The organism is Streptomyces hundungensis (assembly GCF_003627815.1).
GTDB classification, from domain to species: Bacteria; Actinomycetota; Actinomycetes; order Streptomycetales; family Streptomycetaceae; genus Streptomyces; species Streptomyces hundungensis_A.
In genome coordinates this window covers 6,793,307-6,808,723 of record NZ_CP032698.1, presented here as the reverse complement: position 1 = coordinate 6,808,723, position 15,417 = coordinate 6,793,307, and the positions used below count along the sequence as shown (strand labels likewise).

At 71.4% G+C, this 15,417-nt stretch carries 12 protein-coding genes; 6 read left to right on the top strand and 6 right to left on the bottom strand.

The features are described 5' to 3' along the window. The first annotated feature begins 149 nt into the window (after positions 1-149). The 5 genes from DWB77_RS30190 (at position 150) to DWB77_RS30170 (ending at position 6,136) form a co-directional block, all read left to right on the top strand. Complete coding sequence (locus tag DWB77_RS30190) at positions 150-914, top strand: IclR family transcriptional regulator (RefSeq protein ID WP_120724947.1); 765 nt, start codon at positions 150-152, stop codon at positions 912-914. A 428-nt stretch (positions 915-1,342) separates the two neighbouring features. After that, on the top strand, positions 1,343-2,119 hold the full coding sequence (locus DWB77_RS30185) for an MIP/aquaporin family protein (RefSeq protein ID WP_120724945.1): 777 nt from the start codon (positions 1,343-1,345) through the stop codon (positions 2,117-2,119). Between the two features lie 41 nt (positions 2,120-2,160). Further along, complete coding sequence (gene glpK, locus DWB77_RS30180) at positions 2,161-3,687, top strand: glycerol kinase GlpK (RefSeq protein WP_120724943.1); 1,527 nt, start codon at positions 2,161-2,163, stop codon at positions 3,685-3,687. 5 nt (positions 3,688-3,692) lie between these two features. Then, a complete protein-coding gene (locus tag DWB77_RS30175) occupies positions 3,693-5,321 on the top strand; it encodes a glycerol-3-phosphate dehydrogenase/oxidase (RefSeq protein ID WP_120724941.1) in 1,629 nt (542 codons plus the stop codon). A gap of 143 nt (positions 5,322-5,464) precedes the next feature. Then, complete coding sequence (locus DWB77_RS30170; protein ID WP_120724939.1) at positions 5,465-6,136, top strand: FadR/GntR family transcriptional regulator; 672 nt, start codon at positions 5,465-5,467, stop codon at positions 6,134-6,136. A gap of 57 nt (positions 6,137-6,193) precedes the next feature. On the opposite strand, the gene DWB77_RS30165 is transcribed toward DWB77_RS30170, so the two are convergent. The 6 genes from DWB77_RS30165 to DWB77_RS30140 all read right to left on the bottom strand — a co-directional run bounded on the left by DWB77_RS30165 (position 6,194) and on the right by DWB77_RS30140 (position 14,044). Next, positions 6,194-8,068 (bottom strand): serine/threonine protein kinase, encoded by a 1,875-nt coding sequence (locus DWB77_RS30165; RefSeq protein ID WP_174248649.1) that lies wholly within the window; start codon positions 8,066-8,068, stop codon positions 6,194-6,196. A 177-nt stretch (positions 8,069-8,245) separates the two neighbouring features. Beyond that, positions 8,246-9,244 carry an ABC transporter permease gene (locus DWB77_RS30160; RefSeq protein ID WP_246033935.1) on the bottom strand — a complete coding sequence of 333 codons (999 nt, stop codon included), beginning with the start codon at positions 9,242-9,244 and terminating at the stop codon, positions 8,246-8,248. 32 nt (positions 9,245-9,276) lie between these two features. Continuing rightward, entirely contained in the window at positions 9,277-10,881 is a 1,605-nt protein-coding gene (locus DWB77_RS30155) for a sugar ABC transporter ATP-binding protein (RefSeq protein ID WP_120724933.1), read from the bottom strand. 2 nt (positions 10,882-10,883) lie between these two features. Next, positions 10,884-11,918: a sugar ABC transporter substrate-binding protein gene (locus DWB77_RS30150; RefSeq protein WP_120724931.1), complete on the bottom strand. Its 1,035-nt coding sequence runs from the start codon at positions 11,916-11,918 to the stop codon at positions 10,884-10,886. A 33-nt stretch (positions 11,919-11,951) separates the two neighbouring features. Further along, positions 11,952-12,728 (bottom strand): SDR family NAD(P)-dependent oxidoreductase, encoded by a 777-nt coding sequence (locus DWB77_RS30145; RefSeq protein ID WP_120724929.1) that lies wholly within the window; start codon positions 12,726-12,728, stop codon positions 11,952-11,954. Then, complete coding sequence (locus DWB77_RS30140) at positions 12,725-14,044, bottom strand: enolase C-terminal domain-like protein (protein ID WP_120728429.1); 1,320 nt, start codon at positions 14,042-14,044, stop codon at positions 12,725-12,727. Before DWB77_RS30140 ends, DWB77_RS30145 begins: the two co-directional genes overlap by 4 nt. Positions 14,045-14,407: 363 nt before the next feature. On the opposite strand from DWB77_RS30140, the gene DWB77_RS30135 reads away from it, so the two are divergent. Further along, entirely contained in the window at positions 14,408-15,391 is a 984-nt protein-coding gene (locus DWB77_RS30135) for a PAC2 family protein (RefSeq protein WP_120724927.1), read from the top strand. The last annotated feature ends 26 nt before the right edge of the window (positions 15,392-15,417 follow it).

Below are 15,417 nucleotides of genomic sequence, written 5' to 3'. Positions count from 1 at the left end.
GCGCCCCGAACTCCGGCCGGGGGCGACGGCCACGGTGACACGAGGTCGACAACGGCCGATACTGTTCAGCATTGTCGAACCAGTAGATCTCAGAGCCGGTCGCTCCAGCGGCGCCGCCGGTTCAGCAGTGCCCCAAGGGAGGGAGCGCGATGGCGCGCAACATTCAGTCGCTCGAACGGGCGGCCGCCATGCTGCGACTGCTCGCGGGGGGCGAGCGACGGCTCGGCCTCTCCGACGTGGCCTCCTCGCTGGGCCTGGCCAAGGGCACCGCACACGGCATTCTGCGCACCTTGCAGGCCGAGGGCTTCGTGGAGCAGGACCCGGCGTCGGGCCGCTACCAGCTGGGCGCCGAGCTGCTGCGCCTGGGCAACAGCTATCTGGACGTCCACGAGCTGCGGGCCCGCGCGCTGGTGTGGACGGACGACCTGGCCCGCTCCAGCGGCGAGAGCGTGTACGTGGGGGTGCTGCACCAGCAGGGCGTGCTGATCATGCACCACGTCTTCCGGCCCGACGACAGCCGGCAGGTCCTCGAAGTGGGCGCCATGCAGCCGCTGCACTCGACGGCCCTGGGCAAGGTGCTCTCGGCGTACGACCCGGTGGCCCACACCGAGGCGGTGGAGAGCGTGCGCGAGGCGTTCACCCCTCGCACGGTGACCGCCCAGGACGGCTTCGAGGGCGTACTCGACCTCATCAGGGCGCGCGGCTGGGGCTCGGACGTCGAGGAGACCTGGGAGGGCGTCGCCTCGGTGGCGGCGCCCATCCACGACCGGCGCCGGATGCCGGTCGGCGCGGTGGGGGTGACGGGCGCCGTGGAGCGGGTCTGCCAGGACGGCGAGGTGCGGCCCGAGCTGGTGGCGGCGGTGCGCGACTGCGCCCGCGCGGTCTCCCGGGACCTGGGCGCCGGGCGCTTCTAGGACCATGAGCGGGGCCTCGCGGCGGTCCGCGCGCCCGTGCCGCCGGTCGCTCCACCGTTCGCCCTGACGCGCGGCCACATGCCCCCTGGACGGCCCAGTGCGCGGGCCCGGCGTACCCCCGGCGGTATCCGCGTCCGAGGGCCCCATACCAGTACATGATCTTGCTCTCGCGCCCGGGTCGGCGTTTGGGGGTTCGTACCACCTGGTAACGATCCGGGATCCCGGTCACACAAAGTCTTGACGTCCCCATGACCGCGGACAAAACTGCCGTGCAGCGGTCGGCATTGTCGAACACCTACCGGCAATACGAGTTAGAGTGTGACAACGCCATGGGCCAGCAGCTCTCACCTGAGAGCGCGGATCACCGGAGGAATCCGGCGCTCTGCTTGTTGGGGTTTCCCCCTGGACGAAGGACAAAGGAGTCGCGGGTGTCCAGCCACGACATCTTCATCGGCGAGATCATCGGTACCGCCGTTCTCATCCTGCTGGGCGGCGGCGTGTGCGCCGCCGTCACGCTGAAGCGCTCGAAGGCGCGTAACGCCGGATGGCTCGCGATCACCTTCGGGTGGGGCTTCGCGGTGCTGACCGGCGCCTACATCTCCGCTCCCCTCTCGGGCGCCCACCTCAACCCCGCGGTGACCCTGGGTCTCGCGATCGAGGGCGGCACCAAGTGGAGCGACGTCCCCGTGTACCTCGGCGGACAGATCCTCGGCGCCATGCTCGGCGCGGTGCTGGTGTGGCTGGCCTACTACGGCCAGTTCCACGCCCATCTGACCGACCGCGAGATCGTCGGTGACGCCAAGTCCGTCGAGGCCCGAGAGAGCGAGGCCGGCCCGGTGCTCGGCGTCTTCTCGACCGGCCCGGAGATCCGCAACGTGGTCCAGAACCTCGTCACGGAGATCATCGCCACCATCGTGCTGGTTCTCGCGATCCTGACGCAGGGCCTCAACGGCGATGGCAAGGGACTCGGCGTCATCGGTGTCCTGATCACGGCGCTCGTCGTGGTCGGCATCGGCCTCTCGCTCGGTGGCCCGACGGGCTACGCGATCAACCCGGTCCGCGACCTCGGCCCGCGCATCGTGCACGCCCTGCTGCCGCTGCCCAACAAGGGCGGCTCCGACTGGGGCTACGCGTGGATCCCGGTCGTCGGCCCGCTGATCGGCGGAGCGATCGCCGGTGGCATATACAACATCGCCTTCGCCTGACGAGACGCGACGACTTCCCTTCGGACTTCCCAGGAGCACCCATGAGCGAGATCCACTCCTCCGGCCCGTTCATCGCGGCCATCGACCAGGGCACCACCTCCAGCCGCTGCATCGTCTTCGACAAGGACGGCCGGATCGTCTCGGTCGACCAGAAGGAGCACGAGCAGATCTTCCCCAAGCCGGGCTGGGTCGAGCACGACGCCACCGAGATCTGGACCAACGTCCAGGAGGTCGTGGCGGGCGCGATCGACAAGGCGGGCATCACCTCCGCCGACGTCAAGGCGATCGGCATCACCAACCAGCGTGAGACCACGCTGATGTGGGACAAGAACACCGGCGAGCCCGTGCACAACGCGCTGGTCTGGCAGGACACCCGTACCGACGCGCTCTGTCGCGAGCTCGGCCGCAACGTCGGCCAGGACCGCTTCCGCCGCCAGACCGGCCTTCCGCTCGCCTCCTACTTCGCCGGCCCCAAGGTGCGCTGGCTGCTCGACAACGTCGAGGGGCTGCGCGAGCGCGCCGAGCGCGGCGACATCCTCTTCGGCACCATGGACTCCTGGGTCATCTGGAACCTGACCGGCGGCACCGACGGCGGTGTCCACGTCACGGACGTCACCAACGCCTCGCGCACCCTCCTGATGAACCTGCACGACATGGCGTGGGACGAGAAGATCCTCCAGTCCATGGACATCCCGGCGGCCGTGCTGCCCGAGATCCGCTCCTCCGCCGAGGTGTACGGACACGCCAAGGGCGGCGTCCTGGACGGCATCCCCGTCGCCTCCGCGCTCGGTGACCAGCAGGCGGCCCTGTTCGGCCAGACCTGCTTCTCCGAGGGCGAGGCCAAGTCCACCTACGGCACCGGCACCTTCATGCTGATGAACACCGGTGACAAGCCCGTCAACTCCTACAACGGCCTGTTGACGACGGTGGGTTACCAGATCGGCGACCAGAAGCCGGTCTACGCCCTCGAAGGCTCCATCGCCGTCACCGGCTCGCTCGTCCAGTGGATGCGCGACCAGATGGGCATGATCAAGACCGCCGCTGAGATCGAGACCCTGGCCTCCTCGGTCGAGGACAACGGCGGCGCGTACTTCGTGCCGGCCTTCTCAGGCCTGTTCGCCCCGTACTGGCGCCCCGACGCCCGCGGTGTGATCGCCGGCCTCACCCGGTACGTCACCAAGGCGCACATCGCGCGCGCCGTCCTTGAGGCCACCGCCTGGCAGACCCGCGAGATCAGCGACGCCATGACGAAGGACTCCGGCGTCGAGCTGACCGCGCTCAAGGTCGACGGCGGCATGACCTCCAACAACCTGCTGATGCAGACCCTCTCGGACTTCCTGGACGCGCCGGTGGTGCGTCCGATGGTCGCCGAGACGACCTGCCTCGGCGCCGCCTACGCCGCCGGCCTCGCCGTCGGCTTCTGGCCGGACACCGACGCGCTGCGCGCCAACTGGCGCCGGGCGGCGGAATGGACCCCTCGCATGGACGCCGACAGGCGTGACAGCGAGTACAAGAGCTGGCTCAAGGCCGTAGAGCGGACCATGGGCTGGATCGAGGACGAGGAGTAATCGACATGACCACCTTGCAGAGCGTCCCTGCCCTCGGGACGCACCCGGCTTCCGGCTCCACTGTGTCTTCCTTCAAGGCAGTGGGCCGCGCCGAGACTCGGGAGCAACTGTCCAAGGCGACGTACGACCTCCTGGTCATCGGCGGCGGCATCCTGGGCATCTCCACCGCCTGGCACGCCGCGCAGTCCGGTCTGCGGGTGGCCCTGGTGGACGCCGGCGACTTCGCCGGCGCCACCTCCTCCGCCTCCTCCAAGCTGCTCCACGGCGGTCTGCGCTACTTGCAGACCGGCGCGGTGAAGCTGGTGGCGGAGAACCACTTCGAGCGGCGTGCGGTGTCCCGTCAGGTGGCCCCGCACCTCGCCAACCCGCTCACGTTCTACCTGCCGGTGTACAAGGGCGGCCCGCACGGCGCCGCCAAGCTGGGCGCGGGCGTCTTCGCCTACTCGGCGCTTTCCGCCTTCGGTGACGGCGTCGGCCACCTGCTCTCCCCCGCCAAGGCCGCGGCGGACGTGCCGGAGCTGCGCACCGACAACCTGAAGGCCGTGGCCGTGTACGGCGACGACCAGATGAACGACGCCCGCATGGCCCTGATGACGGTGCGCGCCGCCGTCGAGGCCGGCGCGGTCGTCCTCAACCACGCCGAGGTCACCGGGCTGCGCTTCACCAAGGGCCGGGTGACGGGTGCGGACCTCAAGGACCGCATGGACGGCGAGGAGTTCGGCGTCGACGCGCGGCTCGTCCTCAACGCGACCGGCCCCTGGGTCGACCACCTGCGCAAGATGGAGGACCCGAACTCGGCCCCCTCCATACGCCTCTCCAAGGGCGCGCACCTGGTCCTCAAGCGCACCGCGCCCTGGAAGGCGGCGCTGGCCACCCCGATCGACAAGTACCGGATCACCTTCGCGCTGCCGTGGGAGGACATGCTCCTGCTCGGCACCACCGACGAGGAGTTCGAGGGCGACCCGGCGGATGTGAAGGTCACCGAGGCGGACACCGCGCAGATCCTGGACGAGGCCGCGTTCTCGATCCGCGACCAGCAGCTGTCCCGCGATCTGATCACCTACTCCTTCGCCGGTCTGCGGGTCCTGCCCGGCGGTCCGGGCGACACCTCCAAGGCCAAGCGCGAGACGGTCGTCACCGAGGGCCGCGGCGGCATGCTGTCGGTGGCCGGCGGCAAGTGGACGACCTTCCGCCACATCGGCCGCACCGTGATGAAGAAGCTGGAGCAGCTGCCGGGGCACCCGCTCGGCAACGACTTCGAGCCCATCTCCGAGCTCCCCGGCAAGATGCCGCTGCCCGGCATCGCCAACCCGCGTGCCGTCGCCCACCGCCTGATGGTGGACGGCGCGTCGTCCGGCCCGCACATGGCCGCCGACACCGCCAAGCACCTGGCCACGCACTACGGTTCGCTCTCCTTCGACATCGCCCGCCTGGCCGCCGAGGACCCGGCGCTGGCCGAGCGCGTCCACCCGGACGCCCCCGAGATCTGGGCGCAGGTCGCCTACGCCCGTGACCACGAGTGGGCCGAGACCGCGGACGACGTGCTGCGGCGCCGTACGACCCTGACGATCCGGGGTCTGGCCACGGACGAGATCCGTGCCAAGGTCGACGATCTGCTCGGCGAGAAGAACTGACGGTACGTCACATAACGGCGAAGGGGCGGCTCCCGCGAGGGGCCGCCCCTTCGGCGTTCCCCGGGCACTTCGGGGAGTACGGCCGCGGCGGCCCGGGGACGCGCATAATGGGGGCCGATACATCGGATGTCTGGAGGTCGCCCATGGCTGTCACCGACGAGGCCATCGAGAAGATCAAGGAAATGATCGTCTCCGGTGCGCTGCGGCCGGGCGACCGGCTCCCCAAGGAGAGCGAACTGGCGGCGGAGCTCGGCCTGTCGCGCAACTCCCTGCGCGAGGCGGTACGGGCGCTGTCCCTCATCCGCATCCTCGACGTCCGCCAGGGCGACGGCACCTATGTCACCAGCCTGGATCCCCAGGTCCTGCTCGAGGCGATGAGCTTCGTCGTCGACTTCCACCGCGACGACACGGTCCTGGAGTTCCTCGCGGTACGCCGCATCCTGGAGCCGGCCGCCACCGCGATGGCGGCGCCCCGGATCACCGAGCCCGAACTGGCCTCGCTGGACGCGCAGTTGGCGGCCCTGGGCGATGCCCCCTCGGTGGAGGAGCTGGTCCTCGCGGACCTCGAATTCCACCGGGGCATCGTGGCGGCCTCCGGGAACTCGGTGCTGTGCTCACTGCTCGACGGGCTTTCCGGGCCCACCACCCGGGCCCGCATCTGGCGGGGCCTGACCCAGGAGGACGCGGTGGGCCGGACGCTGCGCGAACACCGGGCGATCCTGGCCGCGTTGCGGGACCGGGACGCGGAGGCGGCCCGGTCCTGGGCGACGGTGCACATCGCGAGCGTGGAGCAGTGGCTGAGGTCGACGCTCTGACCGCCCCGCGCGGCCCCTGGTGAGCCCGGGGGCCGCGCGGCACCAACGCGCCGGGCCTCAGGAGGACTTCTTGGGGTCCTCGGCGTTGCGCCAGACCGTGAGGTCCAGGGTGATGTAGGTGCTCGGGTCGTTCGCGCCCGACTTGCCGCGGTAGGTCATCACCGCGATGTGGCCCGCGTCGCTGAGCACACAGACCTCCGACCCGTCCGTGAGCTGGTCGAGGCCGACCTTGTCGGTGTAGCGGGTCTCGGCGCGGCAGGTCGCCAGCGAACCCTTCTCCGAGTTGTTCAGCACGACCAGCTTGCCGTTGTCGGTGCCGAGCTTGGTGTCGCCGAAGAGGCTGTCCCGGTAGAAGTAGAGATCTCCGTGGTTGTACATCACCCCGGCGTTGCCGCCGGAGCCGGGGCGCGGCGGGTTGTCGGCCAGCATCAGCTGGTAGTTGGCCGTCAGGTTGATGCCCTGGTACGAGGCCGGCTTGGGGTCGGAGCGCTGCTGCCCGCTGTTCTGGGAGCCGCCGGTGCTCCCGTTGCGCTTGGCGCCCGAGGAGGAGGCGGGTACGGGGGAGCTGCTCTTGGCCTTGTCGTGGGAGCCGCCCTTCGGCAGCAGAGCGCCGATGATCACGAGGCCGGCCACCGCCGCCACGATGGACCCCGCGATGATCAGGCCCTTGCGCTTGCCGTTCGCCGCGGGCGCCGGATGGCCGGGGTGGTGGCCCGGCGAAGTCGCCGGGTAGCCGGGGCCGTATCCGGGCGGCGGCGTCTGGTATCCGGGGTGGGTCTGGTATCCGGGGTGGGTCGGATAGCCGGGCTGTTGGCCGGGCGGCGGTGTCGGGTAGCCGGGTCCCATCGCGCCCGGAGCCATGGGGGCGTGCGACGGGCCCGTGGGGACGCCCTGGGTCGGCGCGGCGGCGATGCCGTGACTGGTCGGCAGGTACGCGTTCGGATGCGCGCCCTGCGTCGGGGGCTGGGCGGAGACCTCGGTGGGGGTCGGCGCGACGGCCGGCCGGGGCGGCGGGGTCTTCGCCGGTTCCGGCAGCTTCAGGCGCTCGGTGATGGAGCCCGCGACCGCCTGGGGCAGCCAGTCCTCGCCCTGGCGCAGCGGCACCGGGGAGAGGTCGTGGCACAGCTGGATGACCTCGGTCAGGGAGGGCCGGTCCGCCGGGTCACGGCTGAGGCAGCGCGTCACCAGGGGCCGCAGCTCCTCGGGCAGCGCGCTGAGGTCGGGCTCCTCGTGCACGATGCGGTACAGCACCGCGTGCGAGGACCCCTCGCCGTAGGCGGGCGCGCCGATCGCCGCGAACGCCACGATCTGGCCGAGCGCGAAGATGTCGGTGGCCGCCGTGACCGTGCCGGCGGCGGCCTGTTCGGGCGCCATGAAGGCGGGCGTGCCCACGCTGACGCCGCTGCCGGTCAGCGAGGTGGCGTCCGCCGCGCGCGCGATGCCGAAGTCGATGACGCGGGGGCCGTCGCCGGCCAGGAGCACGTTCGCCGGCTTCAGGTCACGGTGGACGATGCCCGCGCCGTGGATGACGTGCAGCGCCTCGGCGACGCCCACGGCAAGGAGCAGCACGCTGCGCAGCGGCAGCCGCCCGTGCCGGGCCACCGCGTGCGCGAGGGAGGGACCCGGCACGTAGGCCGTGGCCAGCCAGGGCTGGGTGCCCTCGGTGTCGAAGTCGATGACCGGGGCGGTGTAGAGGCCCTGCACCCGCTGGGCCGCGCGCACCTCCTGCTGGAAGCACCGCCGGAACTCGGGGTCCTCGCTGAACTCGGGCCGGATCACCTTGAGGGCGATGGGCCGGCCGCCCGGCGTGTAGGAGAGGTACACCTTGCCCATGCCGCCCGCGCCGAGGACCGCGGTCAGCCGATAGCCGCCCACCGCGTCCGGGTCGTCGGGCCTGAGCGGCTGGAAAAGGTCGGTGGAAGGTGCACTCATGAAATCCATCCCCTGTCACGGCAGTTCGGCCCGCCGGCGCCCCGAAGTCAACCGAGAGGGTACCCAACTCCGTGGCGCGTTCCGCCCCCCGGCCGCCCACCGCCCCGCGCCCGCTGCTCGGCGGGCCCCGGGGCCGGTCCCGCGGATCTTGTCCGTGACGCGCGACGCGGAGGGACCTCAATCCTGCTTCTCTCCGCTCGCGAAGCGGCTGATCACCAGGGCCACGATGATGATCGCTCCGTTGAGGAACTGGTTCCAGAGCGCGGGGACCCCGCCCAAGGTCATGACGTTGACCACCAGTTGGAGTGTGAGGACGCCCGTCAGGGCGCCGAAGAGGGTGCCCCGGCCGCCCTTCAGGGAGATACCGCCGATCACCGCGGCCGCGAACACCTGGAAGATCCAGCCGTTGCCCTGGTTCGCCGCGACCGAGCCGTAGTGCCCGGTGTAGAGGATCCCCGCGAACGCGGCCAGCAGGCCGCCGACGGCCAGCACGGTCCAGGTGACCCGGTCGACCCGGATGCCCCCCGCCCGGGCCGCCTCCGGGTTGCCGCCGATCGCGTACAGCGACCGCCCGTGGCGCAGCCACGCCAGCGCCGCCCCGCCCATCGCGAAGAGCGCGAGGCAGATCCAGACCGCGGCGGGCACGCCCAGCCAGTCCGTCATCCCGAGGTAGCGGAAGGACGGCGGCATGTCGATGATGGAGCGGCCCCCGGTGATGCCGATGTGCAGTCCGCGCAGCATCGTCAGCATCCCGAGCGTGGCGATGAAGCCGTTCACGTTCAGCCGCAGCATCAGGAAGCCGTTGAACGCGCCGATGGCCAGGCCGACCAGGAGGCAGACCGGGATCGCCGTCCAGCCGGGCAGCAGGCCGACTCCGGTGAAGCGCCCGGCCCCCGCCGAGGACGGAAGCACCAGCCACATCGCGATGACGGGCGCGATGCCGATCGTCGACTCCAGGGACAGGTCCATGCGGCCGCAGATCAGGATCAGGGCCTGTCCCAGGACGAGCAGGCTCAGCTCGGAGGACTGCTGGATGACGCTGATCAGGTTGTCCGAGGTGAGGAACACCGGCGAGACGACGAAGCCGATCACCACCAGGACGAGGATCACGGGGACCAGCGAGAAGTCGCTCCAGCGGATGTGGGAGAAGCGTCCGAGCGGGCTCGTGTCCCGCATCCCTGCCGGTGCCTCGGTCACCGTGTCGGCCATCACCGCTCCCCCTCGCCGCCGTTGGCGCCCGCCTCGTTCATGCCGTCCACACCGTGCCTGCCTTCCCCACCGTGCATGCCTTCCATCGCGGCGACCAGTTCGCCGTCGCTCCATCCGCTGTCGTACTGGGCCACGACCCGGCCGTGGAACAGGGCGAGCACCCGGTCGCACACCCTCAGGTCGTCGAGCTCGTCCGAGATGATCACCGCCGCGCTGCCCCGGTCGGCGACCTGGCGCACCACGCCGAGGAGCGCGTCCTTGGACTTCACGTCCACGCCCGCCGTGGGGCGCACCGCGACCAGCACGGCCGGTTTCCGGGCCAGGGCGCGAGCGACCACGACCTTCTGCTGGTTGCCGCCCGACAGGCCCGAGACGGGTTGCTCGGGGCCCTGGGTCCTGATGTCGAGCGAGGAGATCATCGCGCGGGCGAACTCCCGTGTCCTGGAGGGCAGTACGGTCCCCCACGGCCCGAGCTGGTCGGTGACGGTGAGCGTGGCGTTCTCGGCGACCGAACGCTCCGGCACCAGGCCCTGGCGGTGCCGGTCCTCGGGGATGTAGCCGATGCCCGCGTCCAGGGCGTGCGGCACGCTGCCCGGTCTCACCGTACGGCCGCGCACGGTGACCCGGCCGGCGGTGGCCCGGCGCATCCCGACGAGGGTCTCGCCGAGCGCCGTGTTCCCGCTGGCCGCGGCGCCGGCCACGCCGAGCACCTCACCGGGGCGCACCGCGAGGTCGAGCGGCTCGAACGCGCCGTCAAGGGCGAGCCCCCGGGTCACCAGGACCGGTTCCGCCGCCGTCGTGGCCCTGGTGGCGGCCCGCCAGGAGGAGGTGCTCGCGCCGGGCCGCTCCCCCGTCATCGCGGCGACCAGCTCGTCCTTGGGCAGGTCGGCGACGGACGCCGTCAGGATCTGGCGGGCGTCGCGGTAGACGGTGACCGTGGTGCACAGGTCGTACACCTCCTGGAGGTGGTGCGAGATGAACAGGAACGCCACGCCCTGCGACTGGAGTTCGCGGAGCTTGGTGAACAGGCGCTGGATGCCGCGCGCATCGAGCTGGGCGGTGGGCTCGTCCAGGACGATGAGCCGGGCGCCGAACGACAGGGCCCGGGCGATCTCGACGAACTGGCGCTGTTCCACGGGGAGTTCGCGTGCCCGGGCGTCCGGGTCGACGTTCACTCCGTACTCCGCGAGGAGGTCCGCGGCGCGGCGGCGCAGCCGGCTCCAGCGGATGCGCTCGCCCTCGAAGCGGTTGAGGAAGAGGTTCTCGGCGACGGTCAGGTCCGGGACGACCATGGACTTCTGGTAGACGCAGGCGATCTTGGACTGCCAGCCGGCCCGGTCCCCGAAGGCGGGCGCGGGTGCGCCGGCGAAGGTGACGGTGCCCGCGTCCGGCCGGTGCAGTCCGGTGACCACGCCGACGAGGGTGGACTTCCCGGCGCCGTTGCGTCCGACGAGGGCGTGCGACTGTCCGGGCCGGACCGTCAGGCCCACGCCGTCCAGGGCGCGGGTGGGTCCGAAGCGTTTGACGATGCCGTGGGCGTGCAGCGCGGCCGCGGGCTCGTCCGCCGCGGCCCGGGGTGCCGGTGCAGGGTGTTCGGGGGCCATCGTCAGCCCTTCCTCAGCTGGTTGGCCCACAGCGAGGCGTCGTCGACATTGGCCTTGGTGACCAGCGGGGCGGGCAGCTGGTCCTCGTATCCGTTCGGAATCTTGACGATGGTGGAGCCGTGGTCGGTGGGGCCCTCCTGGAACGTCTTGCCGTCCAGAGCGGCCTTGGCGTAGAAGAGGGCGTACTTGGCGTAGAGGTCGGCGGGCTGGGAGACGGTCGCGTCGATCTTTCCGGCCTTGATCGCGTCGAACTCCTCGGGGATGCCGTCGTTGGAGACGATCGTGATGTGCCCGGCGCTGCCCGGCGGCAACAGCCGGCCCTTCTGCTGGAGCAGGGCCAGGGTCGGCTGGAGGAAGACGCCGCCGGCCTGCATGTAGATGCCGCCGAGACCGGGGTGCCCGGCGAGGGTGGACTGGAGTTTGGCGGAGGCGATGTCGCCCTTCCAGTCGGTGGCGAGTTCGTAGACCTTGATGCCGGGGTAGCTCTTGTCCATGCAGGACTTGAAGGCCTCGGAGCGGTCGCGCCCGTTGATGGAGCTCAAGTCGCCCTGGAATTCCGCCACTTCGCCGGCGCCCTTGAGCTGCTCGCCCAGGTACTTGCATGCCTTCTCGCCGTACGCCTTGTTGTCGGCGCGCACCACCATGTAGACGTCGCCCTTGTCGGGGCGGGTGTCGACGCTGATCACGGGGATCTTGCGCCGGCTCAGGTTCTCCAGGGTCGAGGCGATCGCGCCGGTGTCCTGCGGTGCCATCACGATCGCCTTGGCGCCCAGGTCGGTCAGGGCGGTGACGTCGGAGACCAGCTTGCCGACGTCGTTCTGGGAGTCGGTGGGCGGCAGCGCGGAGACCTCGCCGGCCTTGACGCCCTGCTCGATGTAGCGCTGGTAGGAGTTCCAGAAGTCGCTGTCGCTGCGCGGCAGATCGATGCCGACCTTCTTGCCGCCCGAACCGCCGCCGGACTCGCGGTTGCAGCCGGTGAGCAGGGCCAGCGCGACAAGTGCGGCGCAGGCGGCGGCGGTTGTCGTACGCACTCTCATGGTTCCGTCCTTGGTGGATTCACGGCGGAGCTCTCAGGTACTGGGGCGCAGGCGCAGACCCTGCATGCCGCCGTCGACCGCGAGGGCCGTGCCGGTGACGGCGGCCGCGTCGGGGCTCGCGAGATAGGCGATGGCGGCGGCGACCTCGGCCGCCGAGACCAGCCGGCCCATCGGCTGGCGGGCCCGCAGCGCGGCGCGCTCGGCGTCGGGGTCGTCGGCGCGGTCGAGCAGCCGGGCGACCCAGGGGGTGTCCGCCGTGCCGGGGTTGACGCAGTTGACCCGGACTCCCTCGCGCACGTGGTCGGCGGCCATCGCGAGGGTGAGGGAGAGGACGGCGCCCTTGGCGGCGCTGTACAGGGCGCGTTGGGGAAGACCGGCGGTGGCGGCGACGGAACAGGTCTGGGTCAGGGACGCGCGGCCGGGCCGCTCCCCGGCCGCGCGTCGTAGGTGGGGCAGCGTGTGCCGGGCGACCCTGACCATGCCGACGACGTTGACGTCCAGGACGCGGTGCCATTCGGCGTCGTCGTTGTCCTCGACGGTGCCGACGGCGCCGATGCCGGCGTTGGAGACCACGGTGTGCAGGGCGCCGAACGCGGCGACGGCCCGCCCGACCGCGTCCCGTACCCCCGTGTCGTCGGTGACGTCGGCCTCCAGGGCGAGGACGCCGTCCGGGGCGCCCGCCACGTCCCGGTCGAGGACGGCGACGCGCGCGCCGCGTGCCAGGAGCAGCTCGGCGACGGCGGCGCCGATGCCGGAGGCGCCGCCGGTGACGAGCGCCGCCATGCCGTCGAAGTCCTGGGTGGGGCTCATGAGGCGACCTCCTGGGCCGGTCGGCGGGCCCGCCACAGGGGCCCGTCCGGGTAGCGGTGGGCGGCGATGCTGGCGGGGTGCATCCGGGCGGAGAAGCCCGGGGCGGTGGGGGCGCGGTAGCGGCCGGCCTCGACGACGGCGGGGGTCACGAAGTGTTCGTGGAGGTGGTCGACGTACTCGATGACCCGGTCCTCGCGGCTGGCGGAGACCGCGACGAAGTCGAACATGGCCAGGTGCTGGACGAGTTCGCACAGGCCGACGCCGCCCGCGTGCGGGCAGACCGGCACGCCGTACTTCGCGGCGAGCAGCAGGATCGCCAGGTTCTCGTTGACCCCGGCCACCCGGGCCGCGTCGATCTGGACGAAGTCGACCGCGCCCGCCTGGAGGAGCTGCTTGAACACGACGCGGTTGGCGGCGTGTTCGCCGGTGGCGACCTTCACGGGCTGCCCGGCCCGCACGGCGGCGTGCCCGAGGATGTCGTCGGGGCTGGTCGGCTCCTCGATCCAGTGCGGCTGGTACGGGGCGAGCGCCGCCATCCAGCGGATCGCGTCGGGCACGTCCCAGCGCTGGTTGGCGTCGACGGCGATGCGGATGCCGGGGCCGACGGCGGCGCGGGCAAGGCCCAGCCTGCGGACGTCGTCGTCGAGGTCGGCGCCCACCTTCAGCTTGATCTGCGCGAAGCCGTCCGCGACGGCCTCCTTGGCGAGGCGGACCAGCTTGTCGTCGTCGTACCCGAGCCAGCCGGGCGAGGTGGTGTACGCGGGATACCCCTCGGCGCGCAGCAGCCGGGCCCGCTCGGCGCGTCCGGGTTCGGCGGCGCGCAGGATGGCGAGTGCCTCCTGCCGGGTCAGCACGTCCGTCAGATAGCGGAAGTCGACGAGCGAGACCAGTTCCTCGGGGGTCATGGCGGCGAGGAACTCCCACACCGGAAGCCCCGCGATGGTGGCCGCCAGGTCCCAGGCGGCGTTGACGACGGCGCCCGCCGCCATGTGGATCACCCCCTTCTCCGGCCCCAGCCAACGGAGTTGGGAGTCATGGGTGAGGTCGTGGTGCAGGGCCGCGAGGTCCGCCGCGCCGACCGGCACGGGGCGGCCGACGACGTAGGGTCGCAGCGCCTCGATGGCGGCCGCGGTCACCTCGTTGCCGCGGCCGATGGTGAAGACGAAGCCGTGACCCTCGTGGCCGTCCTCGGTGCGCAGCACGACATAGGCGGCCGAGTAGTCGGGGTCGGGGTTCATGGCGTCCGAGCCGTCGAGCCGTTCCGAGGTGGGAAAACGGATGTCGTGTACCTCGAACGCCGTGACGCTCGGCCTCATGCACGCCCCCTGGATGAACGCATGGATCTCCCCATGGATCTGCACCTGGATCAACGCCCGGATGAACCGCTGAACGAACGTCCGCGCAACCGTCCGCGGGAAGCCCGTCCGTGTGGACATCGGATCTCTACCGGTCATCCGATGTATATCCCCGCCTGAGCGGCACCGTCCAGGGTCGTGCCGAGATTTCCGGCCCACAGCTCGGATGAATCAGGGGCGGCCACCGTCTTCGGCCCCTTCGCCGCCCCTCCCTTCCCGCGCCACTTCCGGCCCGGGAGGGCTGTGCACGGGGGCTGCGGCGGGGTAGGTCTGAAGCCGTAAGGTTGGGGCGTACACATGGGGAACTTCGTAGGGAGGCACTGGGTGATCGAGCTGGAGGGCGTTCCCGAGCTGGTCGACCCGGTCATGATCGCCGCGTTCGAGGGCTGGAACGACGCGGGCGACGCCGCCTCCTCCGCGGTCGCGCACCTGGACGGGGTATGGAAGGGCGAGGTCTTCGCGGCGCTGGACGCGGAGGACTACTACGACTTCCAGGTCAACCGGCCCACGGTGTGGCTGGACGGCGGGGTCCGCAAGGTCACCTGGCCCACCACCCGGCTCTCCGTGGTGCGGGTGGGCGGCGACAAGCCGCGCGACCTGGTGCTGGTGCGGGGCATCGAGCCGTCGATGCGCTGGCGCTCGTTCTGCAACGAGATCCTGGGCTTCGCCCATGAGCTGGGCGTGGAGATGGTGGTGGTCCTGGGCGCGCTGCTCGGCGACACCCCGCACACCCGGCCGGTGCCGGTCAGCGGTGTGACCTCCGACCCGGATCTGGCGCGGACCATGGATCTGGAGGAGACCCGGTACGAGGGCCCCACGGGCATCGTCGGCATCCTCCAGGAGGCGTGCACCCATGCGGGCGTCCCGGCGGTCAGCCTGTGGGCCGCGGTGCCGCACTACGTGTCGCAGCCGCCCAACCCGAAGGCCACGCTCGCCCTGCTCAACCGCCTGGAGGACCTGATCGACCTCAGGATTCCGCTCGGCGAGCTGGCCGAGGACGCCCGCGCCTGGCAGCTCGGCGTCGATCAACTGGCCGCCGAGGACAGCGAGGTGGCCGAGTACGTCCAGACCCTTGAGGAGGCGCGGGACACCGCGGATCTGCCCGAGGCGTCCGGTGAGGCCATCGCCCGCGAATTCGAGCGGTATCTGCGCCGGCGCGACGGCGGCCCCGGTCCGGGACAGGCCACCGCGGGCGGCCCCGCCACCGAGGCCGACGGCTCCTACCTGCGGGACACCTCCAGCGGGCGCACCCGGCCCCCCAAGCCCCCCAAGACGGACGACCCCGGCGAAGAATCCTCCGAGGAGTAGCCCGGGGCGGGGCCGACGTTCGCGTT